The 24050-nt window shown below is 71.8% G+C and carries 15 protein-coding genes; 3 read left to right on the forward strand and 12 right to left on the reverse strand.

The window, feature by feature from the left end:
* Nucleotides 1–230: 230 nt before the first annotated feature.
* The 4 genes from ACIP5K_RS26795 to ACIP5K_RS26810 all read right to left on the reverse strand — a co-directional run bounded on the left by ACIP5K_RS26795 (nt 231) and on the right by ACIP5K_RS26810 (nt 9530).
* The gene (locus tag ACIP5K_RS26795) at nt 231–5162 is read right to left on the reverse strand and encodes an NAD-glutamate dehydrogenase (protein ID WP_401413437.1); all 4932 of its coding nucleotides are present in this window, start codon (nt 5160–5162) and stop codon (nt 231–233) included.
* Nucleotides 5163–5879: 717 nt separating this feature from the next.
* A complete protein-coding gene (locus ACIP5K_RS26800; protein WP_401413439.1) occupies nt 5880–8171 on the reverse strand; it encodes an ATP-binding protein in 2292 nt (763 codons plus the stop codon).
* Between the two features lie 110 nt (nt 8172–8281).
* Entirely contained in the window at nt 8282–8980 is a 699-nt protein-coding gene (locus tag ACIP5K_RS26805; RefSeq protein ID WP_401413441.1) for an HAD family hydrolase, read from the reverse strand.
* A gap of 34 nt (nt 8981–9014) precedes the next feature.
* Nucleotides 9015–9530 carry a DUF6912 family protein gene (locus ACIP5K_RS26810; protein WP_401413443.1) on the reverse strand — a complete coding sequence of 172 codons (516 nt, stop codon included), beginning with the start codon at nt 9528–9530 and terminating at the stop codon, nt 9015–9017.
* Between the two features lie 306 nt (nt 9531–9836).
* Between ACIP5K_RS26810 and ACIP5K_RS26815 the strand changes: the two genes are divergently transcribed.
* Entirely contained in the window at nt 9837–10274 is a 438-nt protein-coding gene (locus ACIP5K_RS26815; protein WP_401413444.1) for an Rv3235 family protein, read from the forward strand.
* A 48-nt stretch (nt 10275–10322) separates the two neighbouring features.
* On the opposite strand, the gene secA is transcribed toward ACIP5K_RS26815, so the two are convergent.
* On the reverse strand, nt 10323–13127 hold the full coding sequence (gene secA, locus ACIP5K_RS26820) for a preprotein translocase subunit SecA (RefSeq protein WP_401413446.1): 2805 nt from the start codon (nt 13125–13127) through the stop codon (nt 10323–10325).
* Between the two features lie 198 nt (nt 13128–13325).
* Between secA and ACIP5K_RS26825 the strand changes: the two genes are divergently transcribed.
* Nucleotides 13326–13898: a GNAT family N-acetyltransferase gene (locus tag ACIP5K_RS26825; protein ID WP_401413448.1), complete on the forward strand. Its 573-nt coding sequence runs from the start codon at nt 13326–13328 to the stop codon at nt 13896–13898.
* A 69-nt stretch (nt 13899–13967) separates the two neighbouring features.
* Nucleotides 13968–15149 (forward strand): winged helix-turn-helix domain-containing protein, encoded by a 1182-nt coding sequence (locus ACIP5K_RS26830; protein ID WP_401413450.1) that lies wholly within the window; start codon nt 13968–13970, stop codon nt 15147–15149.
* Between the two features lie 76 nt (nt 15150–15225).
* Here the strand turns inward: ACIP5K_RS26830 and ACIP5K_RS26835 are convergent, their stop codons facing one another.
* The 7 genes from ACIP5K_RS26835 to mtnA all read right to left on the reverse strand — a co-directional run bounded on the left by ACIP5K_RS26835 (nt 15226) and on the right by mtnA (nt 24045).
* Nucleotides 15226–15978 (reverse strand): response regulator, encoded by a 753-nt coding sequence (locus ACIP5K_RS26835; RefSeq protein WP_401413452.1) that lies wholly within the window; start codon nt 15976–15978, stop codon nt 15226–15228.
* A gap of 245 nt (nt 15979–16223) precedes the next feature.
* The gene (gene hpf, locus ACIP5K_RS26840) at nt 16224–16919 is read right to left on the reverse strand and encodes a ribosome hibernation-promoting factor, HPF/YfiA family (protein WP_401413454.1); all 696 of its coding nucleotides are present in this window, start codon (nt 16917–16919) and stop codon (nt 16224–16226) included.
* 335 nt (nt 16920–17254) lie between these two features.
* Entirely contained in the window at nt 17255–18010 is a 756-nt protein-coding gene (locus tag ACIP5K_RS26845; protein ID WP_401413456.1) for a ComF family protein, read from the reverse strand.
* 203 nt (nt 18011–18213) lie between these two features.
* On the reverse strand, nt 18214–19986 hold the full coding sequence (locus ACIP5K_RS26850) for an LpqB family beta-propeller domain-containing protein (RefSeq protein ID WP_401413485.1): 1773 nt from the start codon (nt 19984–19986) through the stop codon (nt 18214–18216).
* 85 nt (nt 19987–20071) lie between these two features.
* Nucleotides 20072–22159 (reverse strand): MtrAB system histidine kinase MtrB, encoded by a 2088-nt coding sequence (mtrB, locus tag ACIP5K_RS26855; RefSeq protein ID WP_401413458.1) that lies wholly within the window; start codon nt 22157–22159, stop codon nt 20072–20074.
* A gap of 1 nt (nt 22160) precedes the next feature.
* Nucleotides 22161–22850 carry a two-component system response regulator MtrA gene (mtrA, locus tag ACIP5K_RS26860; RefSeq protein WP_199836122.1) on the reverse strand — a complete coding sequence of 230 codons (690 nt, stop codon included), beginning with the start codon at nt 22848–22850 and terminating at the stop codon, nt 22161–22163.
* 4 nt (nt 22851–22854) lie between these two features.
* Nucleotides 22855–24045, reverse strand: a complete 1191-nt coding sequence (gene mtnA, locus ACIP5K_RS26865; protein WP_401413461.1) for an S-methyl-5-thioribose-1-phosphate isomerase — start codon at nt 24043–24045, stop codon at nt 22855–22857.
* Nucleotides 24046–24050 lie beyond the last annotated feature (5 nt).

Consider the following 24050-nt stretch of genomic DNA (forward strand, 5'->3'; position numbering starts at 1 on the left):
GGCGTCCACTTTAGACGTTATGTCCCGCATTGCCCCGAGACGTGGCCCCAGGGGCAGGGAGTCCATCAAGCCGGACGACGTCAGGAAGCAGGCAAGAGCACGTCAAGAACAGGGGCAGAATACGGCGGCGCCCGGCGGACGGCCCGGTTCCGGGCACGACGCGGGGGCGCCCCGGGCCGTCGTGGCCCGGGGCGCCCCCGGTGTGCGTACGGGCTAGGCCCGGCGGCGCGTCACGAGTGCGTGCGCAGCAGGGTGCGCATGGTGCGCATCGCGACCGACAGGTTCGCCAGGTCGAAGGCGTCCGAGCCCTGGATCTCCTCCAGGGTGGTGCGCGCCCGGCCCAGGATCGCCGCGTTCTTCTCCTCCCACGCCTTGAACCGCTGCTCCGGCGTGGCGGTGCCGTCGCCCGCCGCGAGCACGTCGGCGGTCAGGGCCGCGTGCGCCGCGTACAGGTCCTCGCGGATCGAGGCACGGGCCATCGACTGCCAGCGGTCGGCCCGCGGGAGTTCGATGATCCGGTCCATGAGCTGGGTGATGCCGAGCCGGTCGGCGAGGTCGTAGTACACCTCGGCGACGGCCAGCGCCTCCTTGCCCGTGCGGTCCGCGATCTGCACGATGTCCAGCGCCGGGAACGCCGAGGAGAACCCGGCGACCCGCCGCGCCAGCTCCTCCGGGACCCCGGCGCCGGTCAGCTCGTCGAAGATCGACTGATACCACTCGGCGTCCGCGCCGCGCAGCATCTTGGGCAGCGCGGCCCAGACCTCGGCGACCCGGTCCTGGAAGAAGCCGATGGTCTCGGCGAGCTGGAGCGGCTGCGGCCGGTTGTTCAGCAGCCACCGCGAGCCGCGCTCGACGAGCCGCCGCGAGTGCAGCCGGATCCGGGTCTGGACGTCGGCGGCGACGACATTGTCGAGCGCCTCCACCGCGTCCCACACCTTGCTCAGGCCGAAGATCTCGCGCGCGGCGAGCTGCGCCCGCACGATCTCCTCCAGGGAGGCGCCGGTCTCCTCGCGCAGCCGGTGCAGGAAGGTCGAACCACCGGTGTTCACCGTGTCGTTGACCAGCACCGTCGTGATGATCTCGCGGCGCAGCGCGTGCCCGTCGATCGCCTCGCCGTACTTGTCGCGCAGCTCCTGCGGGAAGTACGCGTGCAGCAGCCGGCGCAGGTACGCGTCGTCGGGCAGCGTCGTCTGGATCAGCTCGTCGGCGGCCGTGATCTTCGTGTAGGCGAGGAGGACGGCCAGCTCGGGCTGGCTCAGGCCGCGGCCGGTGTTGAGGAGTTCCTTGATCTGCCGGTCGTTGGGCAGGAACTCCAGGCCGCGGTCGAGGTGGCCCTGCTTGCCGAGCCGGCGCATGAAGCGCTGGTGGGCGTGGAGCAGGGACGACGACTGCGCCTCGGCGTTGCCCAGCGCGGTGTTCTGCGCGTAGTTGTTGCGCAGCACCAGGTGGCCGACCTCGTCGGTCATCGCGGCGAGCAGCTTGTTGCGCTGCTTGACGGTCATGTCCCCCTCGGAGACCAGGCCGTTGAGCAGGATCTTGATGTTGACCTCGACGTCCGAGGTGTTCACGCCCGCGCTGTTGTCGATGGCGTCGGTGTTGACCTTGCCGCCGGTGCGGGCGAACTCGATGCGGCCCAGCTGGGTCGCGCCGAGGTTGCCGCCCTCGCCGATGACCTTGGCGCGGACGTCCTGGCCGTCGACGCGGATGGCGTCGTTGGCCTTGTCGCCGACGTCCCCGTTCGACTCCGAGGCCGCCTTGACGTAGGTACCGATGCCGCCGTTCCACAGCAGGTCGACCGGCGCCTGGAGGATCGCCTTCATCAGCTCGGCCGGGGTCATCTTGGCCTGGCCGGACGCGATGCCGAGGGCCTCGCGGATGTGGGCGTTGAGCTGGATCGACTTGGCGGTGCGCGGGAAGACGCCGCCGCCGGCCGAGATCAGGGACCGGTCGTAGTCCTCCCAGCTCGACCGCGGCAGCTCGAACATCCGGCGGCGCTCGGCGTACGAGGGGGCCGCGTCCGGCGTCGGGTCGATGAAGATGTGCCGGTGGTCGAAGGCCGCGACCAGCCGGATGTGCTCGGACAGCAGCATGCCGTTGCCGAACACGTCACCGCTCATGTCGCCGACGCCGACGACCGTGAAGTCCTCGGACTGGCTGTCGACGCCCAGTTCGCGGAAGTGCCGCTTGACGGACTCCCAGGCGCCGCGCGCGGTGATGCCCATGCCCTTGTGGTCGTACCCGGCCGAGCCGCCGGACGCGAAGGCGTCGCCCAGCCAGAAGTCGTACGACTGCGCGACCCCGTTGGCGATGTCCGAGAACGACGCGGTGCCCTTGTCCGCGGCGACGACGAGGTAGGTGTCGTCCTCGTCGTGGCGCACGACGTCGGCCGGGGGCACGACCTCACCGGCGACGAGGTTGTCGGTGATGTCGAGCAGCGCCGAGATGAACGTCTTGTAGCTGGCGATGCCCTCGGCCATCCAGGCGTCCCGGTCCACGCCCGGGTCGGGCAGCTGCTTGGCGACGAAGCCGCCCTTGGCGCCGACCGGCACGATGACCGTGTTCTTCACCATCTGCGCCTTGACCAGGCCGAGGATCTCCGTCCGGAAGTCCTCGCGCCGGTCGGACCAGCGCAGGCCGCCGCGGGCGACCTTGCCGAAGCGCAGGTGGACGCCCTCGACGCGCGGCGAGTACACCCAGATCTCGAACGCGGGCCGCGGCTCGGGCAGGTCCGGGACGGCCTTCGGGTCGAGCTTCATGGAGACGTACGCGTGCGGGGTGCCGTCCGACGTCTTCTGGAAGAAGTTGGTGCGCAGGGTCGCCTTGATGACGGTCAGGAAGGACCGCAGGATCCGGTCCTCGTCGAGCGAGGCCACCTGGTCGAGCGCGCCGTCCAGCTCCTCCAGGAGCCCGTCGGTCAGCTCGGTGCCGGCCCGCTGGCGGCCGGGCGACATCCGCGCCTCGAACAGCGACACCAGCAGGCGCGTGGTGTGCACGTTGGTGCGGAGGGTGTCCTCCATGTAGTCCTGGCTGAAGGTGGAGCCGGCCTGGCGCAGGTACTTGGCGTAGGCGCGCAGCACCATCGCCTGCCGCCAGTTCAGCCCGGCGCCCAGGACCAGCGCGTTGAAGCCGTCGTTCTCGGCGAGCCCGGTCCAGGTCGCGGCGAACGCCTCCTGGAACCGCTCGCGGCCTTCGGCGCCCAGCTCGCCGCCCCCGCCGCCGCTGCCCGGCATCGGCATGCGCAGCCCGAAGTCGTAGATCCAGGCGGTGGGACGGTCGGCGCAGCGCAGCTCGTAGGGGCGCTCGTCGGTCACCTCGACGCCCAGGCGCTGGAGCACCGGCAGGACGGCGGAGAGCGAGACGGGCGACCCGGTGCGGTAGATCTTGAAGCGGCGCTCGCCGGGGGCGGCGCCCACGGGCTCGTACAGCGAGAGCGCGAAGTCCTTGCCGTCGCGGTCGCCGTGCGTGAGCTGCTCCAGGTGGACCAGGTCGGCGACGGCGGCGCGCGGCGAGTGGTCGGCCTTGTAGCCCTCGGGGAAGGCCTGGCCGTAGCGGCGCAGCAGTTCGGCGGCGCGCTCCTCGCCGCACTCGGCGTTCAGCGCCTCGGCGAAGCCGTCCGCCCAGGAGCGGGCCGCCTCGACCAGCCGGGCCTCGATCCGGTCGGAGTCGGCGTCGGTCAGCGCGGGCAGCTCGGTGCCCGGCGCGACCCGGACGACGAAGTGCAGCCGGGAGAGGATCGACTCGGTGTTCCAGGCGGTGAAGTCGACGCTGGTGCCGCCCAGCTCCTCCTTGAGGATGTCGATGATCCGCAGCCGGACGCCGGTGGTGTACCGGTCGCGGGGCAGGTAGACGAGGGCGGAGTAGTAGCGCCCGTACTCGTCCTTGCGCAGGTACAGGCGCAGCCGGCGCCGCTCCTGGAGGTACAGCACGGACGTGACGATGGACCGCAGCTCGTCGGCCGGGGTCTGGAACAGCTCGTCGCGCGGGTACGTCTCCAGGATCTGGAGCAGGTCGCGGCCGTCGTGGCTGTTGGGCGAGAAGCCCGCGCCCCTCAGGACCTCGGCGACCTTGCGCCGCACGACGGGGACCCGGCGCACGGACTCGGTGTACGCGGCCGAGGAGAACAGGCCGAGGAAGCGGCGCTCGCCCACCACGTTCCCCTGCGCGTCGAACTTCTTCACGCCGACGTAGTCGAGGTAGGACGGCCGGTGCACGGTGGCGCGGCTGTTGGCCTTGGTCAGCACCAGGATGCGGTGCTCGCGGGCCTTGGCGCGGGCGTCGTCGGGCAGCCGGTTGAAGGACGGCGACACCGGGTGGTGGTCGTCGCCGTGCTGCGGGTCGGCGCGCAGGATGCCGAGGCCGGTGCCCGGCACGGCGGAGAGCGAGTCGTCGTCGGTGAGGGTGTACTCGCGAAAGCCCAGGAAGGTGAAGTGGTCGGCGGAGAGCCAGCGCAGCAGCTCCCGGGCCTCCTCGACCTCCTGGTCGGGCAGGTCGCCCGCGGTGGGCTCGCCCGGCAGCTCGTCGGCGATGCGCAGCGCGGCGTCGCGCATCTTCTCCCAGTCCTCGACGCACTCGCGCACGTCGGACAGGACGCGCAGCAGGTCGCCGGTGATCTGCTTGAGGTCGGCGCGGTCGGTCTCGCGGTCCATCTCGACGTGGATCCACGACTCGGTGAGCACGTCGTGGCCCTCGGCCGTGGTCCCCGCCGGCAGCACCTCCAGCAGCTTGCCGGTGACATCGCGCCGCACGACGACCTGCGGGTGGATGACGACGTGGATGCCGCGGCCCTGACGGGACAGCTCGTTGGTCACGGAGTCCACGAGGAACGGCATGTCGTCGGTGACCACCTCGACGACGGAGTGGCTGCACGTCCAGCCGTTCTCCTCGACCGTGGGGGTGTGCACCCGCACGTTCGCCGTGCCCTGCGGCCGGTTCTCCGCGAGCCGGTAGTGCGAGTAGGCGGCGCCGAAGACGTCGACCGGGTCGCGGTCGGCGAGGTCCTCGGGCGCGGTGTGCAGGTAGTAGCGCTGGAGGAACGTGAGCACCGTGTCCTGGTCAGGAGTGCTCTCGCCCGTCGGTAGGTGCCCCCCTACCGGGCTGTTCTCAGCTACCCGGGCGGCCCGTTCGAGCAGCTCGGCCTTGGCTTCGTCCAGCTTGGTCTGCATTGTCCTCTGGCTCCTGTCGCGCGCCGTTGCGTGACGTAGACATGTCTGGCTCGACGTAACGCCGTGACGCGGGGTGTCCGGTCAGCTTCGACGTTATGCCGGATTGGGAGAAGAGCGGACGGTAATGCGCCATTTTCAACGAACTGGCCATCCGCCGGAAATGATCAGCGTCCGGGCGCCGGGGGCGGCCGCTGTGGCGGTCCGACTTCTCCCGGCGCGGGCAGGGGGCGACGATGCCCCCGCGAGATATCGCGCTGATCACGACCCCAGGCTATCGCTCCCGACGGGGGGCCCGTCATGAGCCGCATGTGTACAAATCCGGTGGCCGAACTTTGACACTCTGCACAGAACGGCGCCCCGCGCCCGCCCGCACGGGCGGCGGCGGGTCACGCCCGCCGCGGATCCGCTCCGCGCCGCCCGCCCGGGCGCGCGGGCATGTGACCGACGGCACTCGGATCCTCCCGGGCCGCGGGGCTGCGCGGTGGCTGCCCCGCCGACGAGGACAGCCACCGGCACGTGCCGCTTCCCGGGCGCCACGGCGGAGGGCCGTTGCCACGACAGCCGTAGGGAGTCGACCCTTGCTGCCCGGCACCCCGCCGCACCGTTCCCCCGAAGAATCACGGCACCCCCACAGCTAACCGCCGCCCCACACCCGACGCCATCGGTATCCGGGGAGACCGGTATACCCATAGGGGCGCCGCACACCTCTCCGTATACCTAAAGGGGCCCCCGCGACCCGCCGGTGGCGATGGCGGCGACCTCCGTGCGCGACCCCACCCCCAACTTCGCCAGAATGTGCTCCACATGCGCGTCCGCGGTCCGCTTGGAGATCACCAGCTGCTCCGCGATCTCCCGGTTGGACAACCCCTGCGCGACCAGCGCGGCCACCTCCCGCTCCCGCCGGGTCAGCGCGTCCACCCCGGCCCCCCGCGCCGCGGGCACCCGGTCCCCCGGCACCTCGGCCCCCTCCCGCACGGCGGCCAGCACCTGCGTCCCGGAGAGCCGCGCCCCGACGGCGTGCCACCGCTCGTAGTCCTCGTCGCCCAGCGCCCGCCGCAGCATCCCCCGCACGGCCTCCTGCTCGTCGAAGAGCGAGGGCAGCATGCCGACCGGGTCGCCACCGCCCAGCCGCCGCGCGTTCTCCGCGTAGCCGAGCAGCCAGGCGGCCCGCACGTGCCGCTCCTCCACCGACGCGGACCAGGCGAGCATCAGGCAGCACATGGCGGCGACCAGGACCTCGTCGATCTCCGCGGCGGCCTCCAGGGCTCGCCCCAAAAGCCCGACGGCCTCCGCGCGCTCGCCGGACAGCCACAGGATCAGCCCCTGCACGGTCAGCGTCGAGGCGTACATCTGCCGCTCCCCGGTGCCCTCCAGGTACGCGAGCCCGGTGCGGCACCACTCCAGGGCGGCCTCCGCGTCGCCGAGCACGCCGAGCACCAGCGCGCCCTCGTAGTGGATGACGGCCGTGCCGAGCCCGTCGCCGCGCGCCAGGATCCGCCGCCGGGCGTCCTCCAGCGCGACCAGCCCGTCCGGCTCGCCGCACAGGGCGCCCAGCCCGCCGAGGTACGCCTCGCAGAACAGCTCGACGCGGTCGTTGCCGGCCTCGCGGGCGGTCCGCAGCGCGCGGTGGAACAGTTCGAGCGCGGTCGGCAGGTCCCCGGTCCACACCGAGAACAGGGAGGTCATGAACCGCCCCCAGGCCTGCTCCTCCCCCACCTCGTCGAGGAGCGCGAGCCCCTTCTCGATCCAGTACCGCCCCTCGGAGAGCGCGCCGAGCGCCCGCCAGTACGGGCCGAGCAGCGAGGCCAGCCACAGTCCCTGCGGCGCCAGCTCCGCCGAGCCGTACGCGTGCTCCAGCGCGCACCGCACGTCGGCGCTCTCGGTGCGCAGCGCCCGCAGCAGCACGGGCTGGGCCGGGGTCAGGAACTCGTCCCAGTAGCGCTGCCCTAGATCCCGGTAGTACGCGAAGTGCCGGGCCCGCACGGTGTCGGCGCGGCCGGACTCCGTCAGCCACTCGGCGCCGTACTCGCGGATGGTGTCGAGCAGCCGGTAGCGGCTGCCGTCGACGCCGAGCCGCTGCACGACGGACTTGTCGACGAGCCCGATGAGGCATTCCAGCACCTCGCCGCCGGTCAGTTCGCCGCCCGCGCACACGGACTCGGCGGCCCGCAGCTCGAACGACCCGGCGAAGACCGAGAGCCGCGCCCACAGCAGCCGCTCGCGCGGGGTGCACAACTCGTGGGACCAGCCGATGGCCGTACGCAGCGTCTGGTGCCGGGTCAGCGCGGTGCGCCGCCCGCCGGTCAGCACCTCGAACCGCTGTCCGAGCCGCTCCACCAGCTGCTCCAGGGAGACCGCCCGCAGCCGCACCGCCGCCAGCTCCAGGGCGAGCGGGATCCCGTCCAGCCGCCGGGCCAGCGCGGTCAGCTGCTCCCGGTTGCCGTCGTGCACGGCGAACCCGGGGACGACGGCGGCGGCGCGCTGCACGAACAGCTCCAGGGCGTCGTCGGGCTCCAGCGGCGCGACGGGCACGCAGTGCTCGCCCGGTACGTCGAGCGGCTGCCGGCTGGTGGCCAGCACCTGCACCCCGGCCGCCTCGCGCAGCAGGACGTCGGCGAGCATCGCGCACGCGTCGACCAGGTGCTCGCAGGTGTCCAGCACGACGAGCATCCGCCGGCCCTGAAGGTGGGCGACGACCGCGTCCAGCGGCTCCATCCCCACCTGTTCGGGCAGTTCGAGCACCGCGGCGAGCGTCACCGGAATCAGCTCGGGATCGCGCAGCGCGCTCAGCTCGACGAGCACCACACCGTCCGCGAACCCCTCAGCGAGGTCCGCCGCGCCGCGCAGCGCCGTGCGGCTCTTGCCCACGCCCCCGGGCCCGACGAGCGTCACCAGTCTGGCGCTCGCGAACGCGGCCCGCAGCTGCGCCAGCTCGGCCACCCGCCCGACGAACGGGGTCACCTCGACCGGAAGCTGCCCACCGCGCCGCTGCCCGAACCCGAACCCCATGCCCCACTCCCCCACTGTCCCGGCCACCACTGCCACCAAGCGTACGCAGCGACGACCGGAGAGTGAGCGAGAAGCGACGATGAGCCCGGGGACACGGGGGCGCGGGGGGCCTAGCGCTCCCCCGAGGCGGCCATCCGGACGGCGTCCGCGAGCGAGTCCACCACCGGAGCCCCCACCCCTTCGAGGCTGGCCCGCCCGTGCGACCCCCCGGTGTACAGCACGGCCCGCGCCCCGGCGGCCATCGCCGCCACGGCGTCGTCGGCCGCGTCCCCGATGACCACGACCTGCTCCGGCGCGACCCCGGACGACTCCGCGAGCGCCCCCAGGTGCCGCACCATGTGCTCGGCCTTGCTGCCCCCGGACGGCCCCACCCGCCCGTCCACCCGCACGAACCGCTCGGAGATCCCGAACCTGCGCACGAGCGGCACCAGATCCTCGTGCCCGAACATGCTCAGGATGGACTGGCTGCCCCCGGCGTCCTGCCACCCGGCGAGCAGCGGCTCCACCCCCTCGGCGAGCCCGCAGTCCACGGAGTGGCGCGCGTAGTGCCGATGGAAGACCTCGTCCATGACGAGCCACTCGTGCTCGGTGGGCAGGCGGCCCATCAGCCGCTCGTAGAACTTCGGCACCGGTACGCAGTACAGCGCCCGGTACCTCTCCAGCGAGATCGGCGCGAGCCCCAGCTCGGCGAACGCGGCGTTGGTGGCCTCGATGACGGCGTCGGTGTCGTGGAACAGCGTCCCGTTCCAGTCCCAGACGATGTGTCCGGCGGACGGACCGAACGGCCCCCCGGCTATGTGCTTCCCCATGCGGGAAACGTACCCCGCACGGCCGCACCCCGACTCAGTCGCCCTGACCGATCAGGTTCGGGATCTCCTGCGTGGCGAACCACAGCAGCTCGTGGTCCTCGGCGCCGTCCACGACGAACTGGGCGTCGTCGTCCCCGTGGTCGGCCGCGCCCAGCGCGTCGGCGGCGGCCGCGACGTCGGCCTGCGCGTCGTCGGCGTCCACGTGCACGGCGGCGGCCCTGGCCAGCGGGACCGCCTCGCGCACGGAGACCTCGCCGAGCGAGGCCGGGTCGAGTCCCAGGTCGGGATCGGCGACGGCGATCCGGTCCGCGACGTCGACGGCGACGACGACCCGGCGCCGCGCCGCGTCCGGCTCCCCGGCGAGCATCCGCAGGGAGGCGAGCCCGGCCCGGTTCAGGGCCGCGTACTCCAGCTCCTCGATGTCGTCCGACAGGTACCACTCGCGCAGCGCGGGCGTGACGGCGAAGGCCGTGAGCGGCGCGGGTCCCAGCTCGCCCGCCCGGTACGCCTGAGCGAGTCGCGGCAGGGAGAGAGGTACGTACACGCGCATGACGGTCCGCTTTCGTAGTCGTCTTCGGAGGTGTCGATGATCGTCCCGGAGGCTTTCAGGATACGTGCGGGAGTCCCCCTTCGGGCTGCCGCCCACCTCGCTCCCCCCGGTCACCCCCGATCCGCCCCGTCACCCGGGTCCACCCCCGCCGCACCGGCCTCCCGCACCCCGCCGTCACCCGGATAAGTGAATCCCGGCCGGCCGCCGGCGCCCGGCATCGGCTCTTGCGGGGCCGCTCACCCACCTCGTAGAAGGTGATCACGAAGAGTTACCGACTGGTATCAATCCGGAGGCGACGTGCAGAAGGTGCTTTCCAGGCGAGGCCCCCGTCGGACCAGCCGTCCCCCGGCGCGCCGGGACACCCGGCGCCCGCCCCGGGTCCGGCCGCAGGCGCCGCCGCACCCCGCGGAGCGCTTCACGGACCTGCTCCTGCTGGTCCTGGCCGGCCGCCGCCCGGCGGTCTGGTTCGCCCGGCACGCCCAGGGCCACGCCTTCGAGGACCTGCTGTGGCTCCTGGCCCACCGCCCGCTGGACCGCTCGGGCCCGAGCCCCCGCGTCCACGACATCGGCCACTACGAGCCGGACAGCGGCACCTTCGAGGTGTTCGCCCGCATCGCGGTGGGCCCGCGCCTGCACGCCCTGGCGTTCCGCCTGACCCGCGCCGAGGACCTCCGCTGGCGCTGCACGGCCGTGGAGCTCGACACGCGCCCGCCGCGGGAGACGTACTGGCCCGGGCACGGGTGAGGGGCCGGACGCCCGTCCGGCCCCTCACCTCACGTCACCTGGTCGCCGTCACTTCTTGCGGCGACGGCCCTTCTGCTGCTTGCGGCGCTCGGCCCGCGTCAGACCGTCCGCGGTGGACCGGGTGGGCCCGCCCTCGGTGACGAAGTCGCCCTCGTCGACGCCGCCCTCGGCGTTCGGCGCCTGGAAGTGCAGGCGGTCGGGCCGCTGCGGGGCGTCGAGGCCCTTGGCCCGGATCTCCGGACGGACCTGCGCCGGCACCGCGTCCTCCTTGTCGAGCGACGTGGTGGGCGCGGCGTCCTCCACCGGCACCTCCTCGACCTGCTGCTCGACCTGGACCTCCAGGTTGAACAGGTAGCCGACGGACTCCTCCTTGATGCCCTCCATCATGGCGGTGAACATGTCGAAGCCCTCGCGCTGGTACTCGACCAGGGGGTCCTTCTGCGCCATGGCGCGCAGGCCGATGCCCTCCTGGAGGTAGTCCATCTCGTAGAGGTGCTCGCGCCACTTGCGGTCGAGCACGGAGAGGACGACCCGGCGCTCCAGCTCACGCATGATCTCGGAGCCGAGCTGCTCCTCGCGCTCCTCGTACTGCGCGTGGATGTCGTCCTTGACGGCGTCGCCGATGAACTCGGCGGTGAGCCCGGCGCGGTCCCCGGCCTCGTCCTCCAGCTCCTCCACCGTCACCTTGATCGGGTAGAGCTGCTTGAAGGCGCCCCACAGCCGGTCGAGGTCCCAGTCCTCGGCGAAGCCCTCGGCGGTCTCGGCGTCGATGTACGCGTCGATGGTGTCGTTCATGAAGTGCTGCACCTGCTCGTGCAGGTCCTCGCCCTCCAGGACGCGACGGCGCTCGCCGTAGATGACCTCGCGCTGGCGGTTGAGCACCTCGTCGTACTTCAGGACGTTCTTACGCGTCTCGAAGTTCTGCTGCTCGACCTGCGACTGGGCGGAGGCGATGGCCCGCGTGACCATCTTGTTCTCGATCGGGACGTCGTCCGGCACGTTCGCCATCGACATCACGCGCTCGACCATCTGGGCCTTGAACAGGCGCATCAGGTCATCGCCCAGCGAGAGGTAGAACCGGGACTCGCCCGGGTCGCCCTGACGGCCGGAACGACCGCGCAGCTGGTTGTCGATGCGCCGCGACTCGTGCCGCTCGGTGCCCAGCACGTAGAGCCCGCCGAGGTCCTTGACCTCTTCGAACTCGGCCTTGACGGCCTGCTCGGCCTTCTCCAGGGCGGCGGGCAGCGCCGCGGCCCACTCCTCGACGTGCTCGACGGGGTCGAGGCCCGCCTGGCGCAGCTCGGCCTCGGCGAGGTCGTCGGGGTTGCCGCCGAGCTTGATGTCCGTACCGCGGCCCGCCATGTTCGTGGCGACGGTGACGGCGCCCTTGCGGCCGGCCTGGGCGATGATCGGCGCCTCGCGGTCGTGCTGCTTCGCGTTGAGCACCTCGTGCTGGATGCCGCGCTTGGAGAGCTGCTGCGAGAGGTACTCGGACTTCTCGACCGACGTCGTGCCGACGAGGATCGGCTGGCCCTTCTCGTGCTTCTCCGCGATGTCGTCGACGACGGCGTCGAACTTGGCGACCTCGGTGCGGTAGATCAGGTCGGCCTGGTCCTTGCGGACCATCGGCTTGTTCGTCGGGATCGGGACGACGCCCAGCTTGTAGATCTGGTGGAACTCGGCGGCCTCGGTCATCGCCGTACCGGTCATGCCGGAGAGCTTGTCGTAGAGGCGGAAGAAGTTCTGGAGGGTGATGGTCGCCAGGGTCTGGTTCTCGTCCTTGATGTCCACCCCTTCCTTCGCCTCGATCGCCTGGTGCATGCCCTCGTTGTAGCGGCGGCCCGCGAGGATACGGCCGGTGTGCTCGTCGACGATCATGACTTCGCCGTCGATGACGACGTAGTCCTTGTCCTTCTTGAACAGTTCCTTGGCCTTGATGGCGTTGTTCAGGTAACCCACGAGCGGGGTGTTCACCGACTCGTACAGGTTGTCGATGCCCAGCCAGTCCTCGACCTTGGAGACGCCCGGCTCGTGGATGGCGACGGTGCGCTTCTTCTCGTCGACCTCGTAGTCGCCGGTCTCCTCGATGCCCTTCATCGTGTTGCCGGCCTCGCCCTTGGTGAGGCGGGTGACCAGCTTGGCGAAGTCGCCGTACCACTTGGTGGCCTGGTCCGCGGGACCGGAGATGATCAGCGGCGTACGGGCCTCGTCCACGAGGATGGAGTCGACCTCGTCGACCACGGCGAAGTTGTGGCCGCGCTGGACGAGCTCGTCCTGGGACCACGCCATGTTGTCGCGGAGGTAGTCGAAGCCGAACTCGTTGTTCGTTCCGTAGGTGATGTCGCAGTTGTACTGCTCGCGGCGCTGGGCCGGCGTCATGTTCGCCAGGATGCAGCCGACGCTGAGACCGAGGAACTTGTGGACGCGGCCCATCATCTCGGAGTCGCGCTCGGCCAGGTAGTCGTTCACCGTGATCAGGTGGACGCCCTTGCCGGACAGCGCGTTCAGATACGTCGGCAGGGTGCCGACGAGGGTCTTGCCCTCACCGGTCTTCATCTCGGCGACATATCCGAGGTGGAGCGCGGCGCCACCCATCAGCTGGACGTCGTAGGGGCGCTGGCCCAGGACGCGCCGGGCGGCCTCGCGAACGGTCGCGAACGCCTCGGGCAGCAGGTCGTCGAGGGTCTCGCCGTCCTCGAAGCGCTGCTTGTACTCGTCCGTAAGCGCGCGCAGCTCGGCGTCGGAGAGGCTCTCGAAGTCCTCTTCGATGGAGTTGACCTGGTCCGCGATGCGGTGCAGCTTGCGCAGGATCTTGCCTTCGCCTGCACGCATGATCTTCTGGAGGACGGACACGAGGGTTGGTCTCCTTGCCGGTCGGGCCTGGCACGGTCGGTTACTCGGGCGACGGCCTGAGCAACGGCCATCGTATGCGAGGACCCCACCGCGCCGGGAGGTCTGCCATCAGGTCCAACGCACAGGCGCCTCGGAAGGTGCCGGTATACCCCACGAAAAGTGATGGTGCGCCCTTCCCGCCCCGCGCAGAATCGGGTGATGGAACCCGTCACGCTGACCACCCCCCGCCTGAGGCTGCGCACCTTCGTCCCGGCCGACGCCGACGAGGTGTACGCCGCCTGCCAGGATCCCGACATCCAGCGCTGGACCACGATTCCGTCGCCGTACGCGCGCGTGGACGCCGAATACTTCATCGAGCGGGTGGTCGCGGACGGCTGGCGCGACGACACCGAGTACTCCTTCGCGGTGCGCACCGCCGACGACGGTCCGATCGCCGGCGCCGTCGGTCTCCACCACCCGCGCGCGGGTGCGTGGGAGGTGGGTTTCTGGACGGCCGAGGAGTTCCGCGGTCGCGGCTACATGACGGAGGCGGTCCTCGGGGTGGCCGGCTGGGCGTTCACCGGGCTGGCCTGCACCCGCCTGGAATGGCGGGCCGAGGTGGGCAACAAGGGGTCGCGCACCGTCGCCGAGAAGGCCGGTTTCACCCTGGAGGGCGTGCTGCGCGCGGGCCTGCCGAACAAGGGCGTGCTGCGCGACTGCTGGGTGGCCTCCCTCCTCCCCTCGGACCTGACCCTCCCCACCCCCCTCCCCTACCTCCCGTCCCGCCCCTGACCCCCGGCGCGCCCCGGACACTCCTGGAGCGGCTCCGGGATTGTCAGTCCCGCCGCCTATCGTTCGACCATGCCGACGACCGCCCCACGCCCCACCCCGCCGCACCCCGTGCCCCTGTCCGCCGCGGAGGCCCGCCGCCTGAGCCTGCGCGCCCAGGGCTTCCTCGGCGCCCCGAACCGCGCCGCGGGCGTCCGCGGGGTCCTGCGCCACCTCGGCGCGGTCCAGCTCGACACGATCTCGGTCCTGGCCCGCTCGCACGAACTGATCCCGTACGCGCGGCTGGGCGCGGTGGGCCGCAAGAAGGTCGAGCAGGCGTACTGGACGCAGACCCACGCCTTCGAGTACTGGTCCCACGCCGCGTGCATCCTCCCCATCGAGGAGTGGCCGCACTTCGCCTTCCGCCGCCGCGCCTACCGCAACCGCCCGCACTGGAACCACCACCTCCCCGACGGCGCCTACACCCAGGTGATCGAGCAGCTGCGCGCCGAGGGCCCCCTGACGGCCACCGAGCTGGGCGGCGCGAAGAACAAGGGCGAGTGGTGGGACTGGTCGGACTCGAAGGTCGCCGTCGAGCGCGCACTGATGTTCGGCGAGGTGGTCTGCGTCGAGCGCCGCGGCTGGAAGCGGGTCTACGACCTGGCGGAGCGGGCGATCCCCGCCGACCTGCTCCACGACGACCTGCACGACCTGGAGTGCGTGCGCCGCCTGGTCCTCCAGGCCGGCCGGGCGCTCGGCGTGGGCACCCGCTCGGACATCGCCGACTACCACCGGCTGCGGAGCGAGCAGTTCGACGCCGTGATCGAGGGCACCGGCCTGGTCCCGGTGACGGTCGAGGGCTGGGGCGGGAAGCAGGCCTGGGCCGACCCGGCGGCGCTGGAGTCGGCGCCGCGCGGCCGGCACCGCACGACGCTGCTGTCGCCGTTCGACTCGCTGGTCTGGGAGCGGGCCCGGGCGGAGCGCATCTTCGGGTTCACGCACCGCCTTGAGGCGTACGTCCCCAAGCCGAAGCGGATCCACGGCTACTTCGCGATGCCGGTGCTCGCGGGCGGCCGGCTGGTGGGCCGGGTCGACCCGGCGCGCGAGGGCACCACCCTGGTCGCCCGGCAGGTCTCCCTGGACGGCCCGAAGGCGGTCCCCGGGGTGGCTCAGGCGCTGCTCGAAGCGGCGAGCTGGGTGGGCTGCGACAGCGTACGGGTGGAGCGCATGGCGGACCCGGCCCTCAAGCGGGACCTCGTCGCCGCGCTCGCCTAGGGCCTGTCCGACACCCCTCGGACGCAGACGCAGACACAGACACAGACATACGCAGACGCGGTCGCGGGCGGGAGAGCTAGCGGATCTCGAGGATCTTCTCCCGCATCGCGTACACCACGGCCTCCATCCTGGAGTGCAGCTGCAACTTCTCCAGGATGTTGCGCACATGGTTCTTCACGGTGTTCTCCGAGATGAACAGTTCCTTGGCGATATCCCGGTTGTTCATCCCGGTGGCGACCAGCTTGAGCACTTCCAGCTCCCGGTCGGTGAGCCGGGGCGCGGGCACCAGCCGGCGCTCGTCGGTGCGCTGGATCATCGACTTGAATTCGGTGAGCAGCTTCGACGCCATGGAGGGGCTGATCTGCGACTGCCCGTCGGCGACGGCGCGAATGGCCGTGGCCACCTCGTCGGTGGAGATCTCCTTCAGCAGATATCCCGTCGCGCCCGCCTTGATCGCGTCGTAGAGATCGGCTTCCTCGTCACTGATCGTGAGCATGATGATCTTGGCGCTGGGTGCCACCTCCTTGATGGAGGTGCACGCCTCGATGCCGCCGCGCTTGGGCATGCGCACGTCCATGAGGACGATGTCGGGCAGCAGGTCGGCCGCCTTGTCCACCGCCTCGGCGCCGTCGCCCGCCTCGCCGACGACCTGAATGTCCTCCTCGGCCGCGAGGACGATCTCCAGACCGCGCCGGAACAGAGCGTGATCGTCCACCACGAGGACCCGGATCGGCTCCTTGCGCGGTGAACCCTCGTCCGGGCCCGTGCCGAGGCCGGCGTCGGCCGTGCCGACCCCCTCGCCCCGCATCGGTCCGAAGCTGTCCGCCATCGTTCCTCCCCCTGAAGGCCGTGGCCCCGTCTTCCTGTACCGGGCCAACCCGAGGCGCCGGCCCACCGGTTGACCCGGTCCGGCCATGATTTCATGCCCCGGCCTCCGCGCGTCGGCGGAGCGGTGCACGAAGGGGTCGCACAAGGGTGCCCCCGGGGGCGCACGCGCACTCCAGGGGCACCGGGCGAGTCGGTTTTCGGACAGCCTGCCGGCGGACGGGCCGCCGGCGGGACGGACCGGGCGGCCTAGCCGCCGATGGCGTCCCCGGCGTCGGCGCTGCGCACGTCGGCGACCATGGGATCGCTGTTGAGGTGGATGACGCCGTAGTCGTAGGCGTGGCGCCGGTAGACGACGCTGGGTTCCTTGGAGTCGGAGTCGACGAATAGGTAGAAGTCGTGCCCGACCAGCTCCATCTCGTAGAGCGCCTGATCGAGCGTCATGGGTGCCGCGACGTGGGTCTTCTCGCGGACGATGAGCGGGCCCTCGCCCTGCACCTCCAGCGAGCCGATCCTGGTGGTCTGCACGCCGTCGTCCTCGGTGTCGTCCTTGGCGATCGTGCCGTCCCCGTTGAGCGTGGCGGCGTCCGGGACGACCTCGGCGACCTCGGCGGCCGAGATCCGCTTCGTGCCGCGCCGCGACGAGCGCTTGTCGTGCTGCTTGCGCAGCCGCGCGTCGAGCTTCTCCGTGGCGAGGTCGAGCGCCGCGTACGGATCGTTCGCCGATGCCTCGGCCCTGATCACCGGACCGCGCGTACGCAGCGTGATCTCCACGCGGTCGCAGCGGTCGGCCTGTCGGGGGTTGGGCTCCTTGGACACCTCGACGTCGAGGCTGATCACCTTGCCGTCGAGCTTCTGGATCTTCTCCAGGTTCAGCTTGTCGGCCACGTGCTTGCGGAACCGCTCCGGTACCTCGGTCTTGCGGCCCTTGACGACGATGTCCACGCAGAACTCCGTTCCCGGATAGCTCCGCTCGCTCGGCGGAGCATCTCCCTCTTGCACACGACTCCGGCCACTTCCGGAGCCTCGGACTCGGTGACTTCCACCTCCTCCTCCCCCGTGGACGAGATCTCCACCCCACCGTGACGGGTGATTGTCAAAAACTCTGCGCAATCACACGCACGGCATTCCGATATGCGAGGTACGGCTTCTGTCATTCCTGCCGAGTTCCTCACAACTGAACATATCTCGCCCGGACGGATGTCGTCACCCTCTACTGACGCGTACCACCATTCAGGTGGATGAACCCTCTCTCTACCTGCAACGATGCAGGTCCTTGGTCAGTTCCGGTTTATTTCGAAGGAATCCGGAGATGCGGAGACCACGGCTGCCCCCACCGTGACCGTTCCTGCCATTGCGGGGATCGTCGCGCCTTCTCCCGGTGCCGTCGCGGGACGGGTCGCCGCGCGTATTGCGCGTGCCGCCTCCGCCAAGGACGCCCCCGTCGTCATGAGGTCGTCGACCAGCACGATCCGGCCAACTTCCGCGAGCAGCCCGTCCGCGCCGCCCAGCACCTCCAGCGCACCCGAGACGTTAGCCCGGCGCTGGCGCGCGTCGAGCCCCGACTGGTCGGCCACGGCGCGCCGCTGCCGCAGCACGGCGAGGACCCGGACCGCGACGCCGTCCCGGCGCAGTCCGGCCGCCGCCGCGTACGCCAGCCGCCGCGTCGGATCGTGGCCGCGCGCCCGCACCGCCCGGGGCGCGGACGGCACCGGCACCAGCGCCACGGCGCCCGCGCCGCCCCGGGGCAGCCCGGCCCGCACGGCCCCGGCCAGCGCCTCGCCCAGCGGCCGGGCCAGCCCCAGCGCGCCACGCTCCTTGTGCGCGAGCAGCACGGCCCGCACCGCTCCGTCGTAGGGCGCCGCCGCGTGCACGACGGGCAGCCCGGCCGGCGGCGGCGTGGGCCGCACCCGTCCCGGCCCGGCGCCCCGCACCGCCTGTGCGCACCTCGCGCACAGCGGCGTACGCGACCTGCCGCAGCCCGCGCACTGGGTGGGCAGCACCAGGTCGGAGAGGTCCTGCCACCACCCCCGCATGCCTCCACTGTGCCCACTCGCCCGCTCGGCGACCACCCCTGTGGAAAACCCCTGTGGAAAACCCTTGTGGAGAACGCGCCACCACCGACCGGCACCTACCGCCCGCCCGCCGCTCGACCGGCCACGAAGCAGCACTGCAGGGCAGCACGCCACCCCGCCCCGACAGACCCGCCGCGCCCTGCCCCGGACAGCCGGGCCGAGCCCTACCCCGGGTAGACCGGCGCCGTACCCACCTTCACGACGGCCTGCCACGCCGCCCCGGCGGGCAGCCGGACGATTCCGTCGTCGGAGTGCGCCAGCAGCGGCAGATCCGTGTCGGACGCCGCGATCTCGCTCACCCGCGTCAGCCCGGGCAGCGCCTGCCCGGTCGGGGTCGAGCCGTCGCACTGCACGTACCGGATCTGCTGCAACCCGCCGGACTCCCGGCCGACGACCACGAGCCGGCTGCCGCCCGCCCAGGACACGGCGGTGACCTCCTCCATCTCCGGCGCGGCCCGGCGCAGGTCGGCCACCGAGATCTCGACGTCGCCGTCGGTCACCCCGTGGTCCCGCTCGACGCGGCCGATCTCCAGGCGCGTCCTGCCGTTCTCGGTGACCAGCAGGGCGATGCGGGCGCCGTCGGCGGACATCTTCACCGCCTCGATCCGGGCGTCGTCACTCAGCTCGTCGACCCTGACCTCCTGCATCCGGTCGGCCTGCCCCTGCCCGAAGACGAGCAGGCGCCGGTTCTTCGGATCGCGGTCGGCCACCCACACATCGCCCTGCCCGTCCCAGCTGGGCGTGGTGAAGCCGTCCTTCTCCGCCTTGGCCCCGCTGTGCGCGATCGCGTCCCCGAGCGAGGCGTTGGTGACCATGGACGCCACGAACAGCGCCCGCCCGTCGCCGGACACCGACGCCGCCCGCTCCTGGTCGCGCGAGATCGCAAGGGACCGCATCCGCCGCTCGCCCTCGCCCATCGGCCCCGCCACCGGCTCGGGACTCGGGTGCGCGCCCCCGCTGGCGGGCATCCGCACGACGCGGCTCTTGGCGTCCAGGAAGTACTGGTACTCGGTCCCCTCGGAGTACCGCGGCGCCACCAGCGCGTCGGCCGCGCCCTCCTTGAGGGTGCACATCAACCGGCCGTCGGCCCGCTCCAGTTCCACCTCGTCCACGCTCGACGACGACAGGTCCCGCAGCGAGTAGAGGAGCTGCGCCGCCATCTTGCGGCACTGCGCCGCACCGATCGAGTCGGCGCTCTTGTTCAACGGCACGGTCAGCTTGTTCGCGTCGTCGGGTGCCAGCGACCTCGTACCGTCGCGCAGCGCCGCCTTCAACGGGAACGACGTCGTCACCACACGGTTCAGCCAGCGCGTGGGCCCCGCGAGCACTTCCTTGACGGTCTCCGTCAGCGGATCCGCCCACTTCCGGACGAAGACGGGGTCGGCGACCAGCCGCTTCTGCGCGCCCGCGGCACCGGAGCCCGCCGCGGAGTCGACCGCGTAGTAGTACTTGTTGACGGACTGGTAGATGCGCTGGAAGTCGGTCTTGCCGAGGACGACGCCGTGCGGCGGGGTGTCGATCCGCCACTGCTTCGGCTTGCCCTTGCCGGTCGCGACCAGGCTCAGGTGCAGGTCTCCCTTGTAGCGCCGGTCGTCCGGCTGGAACGCCTGCTCGTCGTCGAGGCGGGCCACCTGGGTGCCGGTCAGCTCGAAGTTGCGCCCGGTCTCCTCCGCGTTCGCCCGGTCGGTCGAGTGCGGGCGGGGCCCGTCCTCCAGCACGAGCGTCTGCCGCTCGGGGTGCCAGTCCTTCGCCGCCTTGGGCGTCAGATACTTCCGGGCCACCGCGTACGAGGGATCGTCGCTGGTCAGCGCCTCCAGAAAGCCGTCGACGATGGTCGTGGCCGCGGCGTTGTCCCGCGGCGGCAGCGCGAAGACCCGCACCTGGGAGTCGGGGCGCTGCGACGCCTCCACCGACTGGAGCCCGCCGCTGTCCGGCATCGACGCACACCCGGCGAGCACGATCGCGCCGCATCCGGCCAGCGCACCGCCCCGCACCCCGCGCCGCCGACGCGACGCCCGCTGCTCATCCACGACCGTCGTCGCTCCCCTCGTCCCACTCCACGGGGCCCGCCTCGCCGGCCCTGCGCGGGCCCTCGCCCGGCTGCCGCGGCACGCCCAGCGCGCCGCGGCCCGTCCCCGTACCGCTGGTGGTACCTGTCGCACCGCGCGAGACCACGCGCGCGCCGCTGCCCGGCAGCGCCGTGGGATCGGCGGGCACCGCGGCCTGTCGCATCCGGGGCGCCACCGAGTCGTTCGCCGACCCGGACGACGCCTGGGCGGGCACCGTCGCCAGCTTCCTGCCGTCCGCGTCCCGGCCGCCCGCGCCGGCACCGGACCCGCGACCGCGCCGCGAGTCCTCCGGCTCCAGCGGTATCGGCGACCCGCGCAGCGGCTCGTCCGCCGTCCTCGGCAGCGTCAGCCGGAACTGCGAACCGCCGCCCGGCTCACCCCACGCCTGCAACCAGCCGCCGTGCAGCCGCGCGTCCTCCAGGGCGATCGACAGGCCGAGGCCGGTGCCGCCCGTCGTCCGCGCGCGGGCCGGATCGGCCCGCCAGAAACGGCTGAACACCCGGGTCGCCTCGCCCGGCTTCAGCCCGACACCGTAGTCGCGCACCGCGACGGCGACCGCGCCGCCGGCGGCGGCGAGCCGCACCACGACGTCCTTGCCCTCGCCGTGCTCCACGGCGTTCACCACGAGATTGCGCAGCACGCGCTCCACGCGCCGGGCGTCCGCCTCGGCGACCACCGGCTGGTCGTCACCGACGACCCGCACGCGCGTGCCCTTACGTTCGGCGAGCGGCTCGGCGCCGCTGACGACGCGCCGCACGACCTCACGCAGATCGATCGGCTCGGCCTCCAGCGCGGCGGCCCCCGCGTCGAACCGGCTGATCTCCAGCAGGTCCGCCAGCAGCGACTCGAACCGGTCCAGCTGGTCGGCGAGCAGCTCCGCGGACCGCGCGGTCACCGGGTCGAAGTCGACCCGCGCCTCGTGAATGACGTCCGCCGCCATCCGTACGGTCGTCAGCGGGGTCCGCAGCTCATGGCTGACGTCCGACACGAACCGCCGCTGCATCCGCGACAGGTCCTCCAGCTGCTGGATCTTCAGGTGCAGGTTCTGCGCCATCTTGTTGAAGGCCTCGCCCAGGCGCGCGATGTCGTCCTCGCCGGTGACCTTCATACGTTCCTGGAGGCGGCCCGCGGAGAGCCGCTCGGCCACTCCTGCCGCCATCCGCACGGGCGTCACGACCTGCCGCACGACGAGCCAGGCGATGGCCCCGAGCAGCACGACGACGAACAGCCCCGCCGTCGCAAGCGTCCCCTTCACCAGGCCGAGGGACTTCTCCTCCTGGGTGAGCGGGAAGAGGTAGTAGAGCTGGTAGGCGCTGCCCTGCGCGTCGTTGAGGCGCTTGCCGATGACCAGGCCCGGCTGCGACTCCTTGCCGCCCTGGTAGATGATCCGCGTGTATTCCTGGGAGGCGCCGGTCATGCGGTCGACCCGCTCCCGCAGCTCCTCGGGCACGCTGATCACCGGCTCCACGCCGCCGGAGCCGCGCGGCGCCCGGCCGTTGCCGCTGTCGGCGTCGCTGGAGCTGAGCGTGACGACGTCGAAGGCGCCCTTGCCGCCGCTGGAGAGCTGGGTGACCAGATCGCTCTTCCACTGGTTGGCGTCCACGAGCGTGCGCCCGTCGTCGGCCCCGCCGTCCTGGGCCTTCATCGTGGTCGAGTCGGCCTTGTCCTTGGCGGCCCGGAAGCCGCCCTCGGCCTGACTCTGGGACGCCTTCACCTTGGCGTCCAGCAGTCCGTTGCTCACGGACCCGATGACGACGATGCCTAGCAGCAGCACCACACCCAGCGACATCACCAGGGTGGTGACGACGACCTTCAGCTGGATGTTGCGCCGCCACAACCGCATCGCCGGCAGCAGCGGCCGCCGCACCCAGCGGGTGAACAGCCGGAGCACCGGACTGCCCTTCACCCCGCCCTGGAGCAGCAGACCGCCGTCGAGGACCCGGCGGGCCCAGGGGACCCGCCCGGCCGCCGGTCGTCCCACAGGCCGCTCCGTGCGGGATCCCGGCTCCCCGGGCGCCGAAGCGGCACTGTTCCGGGACATGTCAGCTCGGCCCTGCCTTGTACCCGACACCGCGGACGGTCACCACGATCTCGGGCCGCTCGGGGTCCTTCTCGACCTTCGAACGCAACCGCTGCACATGCACATTGACCAGGCGCGTGTCCGCCGCGTGCCGATAGCCCCACACCTGCTCGAGCAGCACCTCGCGGGTGAACACCTGCCACGGCTTGCGGGCCAGTGCCACCAGGAGATCGAACTCCAGCGGCGTCAGCGCGATCGACTGTCCGTCCCGCTTGACCGAGTGTCCGGCCACGTCGATGACCAGGTCACCGATGGCCAGCTGCTCGGGCGCGGGCTCCTCCGACCTCCGCAGCCGCGCCCGGATACGGGCCACGAGCTCCTTCGGCTTGAAGGGCTTCACGATGTAGTCGTCGGCGCCCGACTCGAGCCCCACCACCACATCGACGGTGTCGCTCTTCGCCGTGAGCATCACGATCGGCACCCCGGACTCCGCCCGGATCAGGCGGCACACCTCGATGCCGTCCCTGCCGGGCAGCATGAGGTCGAGGAGGACCAGATCGGGCTTGGTCTCACGGAAAGCGGCCAGCGCCTTGTCGCCGTCAGCTACGAACGACGGCTCAAAACCTTCACCACGCAGCACAATGCCGAGCATCTCGGCCAGTGCGGTGTCGTCGTCGACGACAAGGACTCGTCCCTTCATGGACCACATCATCCCATTAGCTCATCGTTACCTGGCGTGACCTGGAACACAGCTCACTCAGGCCTTCCGCTGTCACGGGCGACAAAGCGCCCCACTCCGTGACGATCGCCGTCACCAACTCCGGCGGTGTCACGTCGAACGCCGGGTTGTACGCCTGCGTTCCCAACGGTGCCACCGGAATCCCGCCACCCGCCTCCACTCCCGCCGACGGCACCTGCGGCGCCGTGAGCTCCGTCACTTCGTGTCCGGGTCGCTGCTCCACCTCGATGGAGGCGCCGTCGGGAGTCGACGGATCCACCGTCGTCACCGGCGCCACCACGATGAACGGCACGTGGTGATAACGCGCCAGAACCGCGAGCGGATAGCTCCCCACCTTGTTCGCCACCGAACCGTCGGCGGCGATCCGGTCCGCGCCGATCAGCACGGCGTCCACCTCGCCGGCGGCGAACAGCGATCCCGCCGCGTTGTCGGTGAGCAGGGTGTACGCCATCCCGCTGCGCGCCGCCTCGTACGCGGTCAGCCGCGCCCCCTGCAACAGCGGACGGGTCTCGTCCACCCACAGCCGGCGCAGCCGCCCGACGCGGTGCGCGGCGCGCGCCACCGCGAACGCCGTGCCCTCCCCGCCGGAGACGAGGGCCCCGGAGTTGCAGTGCGTCAGGATCCGGTGGTTCCCGCCGGGCAGCAGCTCGTCGAGCAGCCGCATCCCGTGCTCCGCCATCCTGGCACTCGCCGCGGCGTCCTCCTCGTGCAGCGCCCGTGCGGCGGCGAGCGCGGCAGCGGCGGCCCGCTCCCGGCCGGCCTCGCCGTCCGCGCCCCCGCCGGCCTCCAGCGCCGTGCGGAACGCCGCCTCGGCCCTGCGGACGCCGTACGCGAGATTGACCGCGGTGGGCCGTGCGCTCGCCAGGGCGTCCGCGGCCTGCCGCACGTCGAACCCCCGGGCGGCGGCGAGCGCCACCCCGTAGGCCCCCGCGATGCCGAGCAGCGGGGCGCCGCGCACGGCCAGCGACCGGATCGCCTCCACCAGGGCCTGCGGATCCGTGCACACGAGCTCGACTTCTTCTGCCGGAAGGCGCGTCTGGTCGAGCAACACCAGAACGGGGCCCTCCGCCGGTTCTTCCCAGCGGATCGGCTGTACGTCGACGGTCTTGGGGTGAATGTCCTCGCTGAGCTGTATGTCCTCGCCTGGTTGCGCGTACTGATCAGCCATCCGCC

The sequence above is a fragment of the Streptomyces sp. NPDC088785 genome (assembly GCF_044750685.1).
In the GTDB taxonomy this organism is placed as follows: Bacteria; Actinomycetota; Actinomycetes; order Streptomycetales; family Streptomycetaceae; genus Streptomyces.

Coding starts and splice junctions, on each gene's coding strand:
- ACIP5K_RS26835 (WP_401413452.1), bottom strand. CDS start 15,978: ATGGCGGACAGCTTCGGACCGATGCGGGGCGAGGGGGTCGGCACGGCC.
- ACIP5K_RS26830 (WP_401413450.1), top strand. CDS start 13,968: ATGCCGACGACCGCCCCACGCCCCACCCCGCCGCACCCCGTGCCCCTG.
- mtrA (WP_199836122.1), bottom strand. CDS start 22,850: ATGATGTGGTCCATGAAGGGACGAGTCCTTGTCGTCGACGACGACACC.
- ACIP5K_RS26845 (WP_401413456.1), bottom strand. CDS start 18,010: ATGCGGGGGTGGTGGCAGGACCTCTCCGACCTGGTGCTGCCCACCCAG.
- ACIP5K_RS26805 (WP_401413441.1), bottom strand. CDS start 8,980: ATGGGGAAGCACATAGCCGGGGGGCCGTTCGGTCCGTCCGCCGGACAC.
- ACIP5K_RS26850 (WP_401413485.1), bottom strand. CDS start 19,986: ATGCCGGACAGCGGCGGGCTCCAGTCGGTGGAGGCGTCGCAGCGCCCC.
- ACIP5K_RS26810 (WP_401413443.1), bottom strand. CDS start 9,530: ATGCGCGTGTACGTACCTCTCTCCCTGCCGCGACTCGCTCAGGCGTAC.
- mtrB (WP_401413458.1), bottom strand. CDS start 22,159: ATGTCCCGGAACAGTGCCGCTTCGGCGCCCGGGGAGCCGGGATCCCGC.
- mtnA (WP_401413461.1), bottom strand. CDS start 24,045: ATGGCTGATCAGTACGCGCAACCAGGCGAGGACATACAGCTCAGCGAG.
- ACIP5K_RS26825 (WP_401413448.1), top strand. CDS start 13,326: ATGGAACCCGTCACGCTGACCACCCCCCGCCTGAGGCTGCGCACCTTC.
- ACIP5K_RS26795 (WP_401413437.1), bottom strand. CDS start 5,162: ATGCAGACCAAGCTGGACGAAGCCAAGGCCGAGCTGCTCGAACGGGCC.
- ACIP5K_RS26800 (WP_401413439.1), bottom strand. CDS start 8,171: ATGGGGTTCGGGTTCGGGCAGCGGCGCGGTGGGCAGCTTCCGGTCGAG.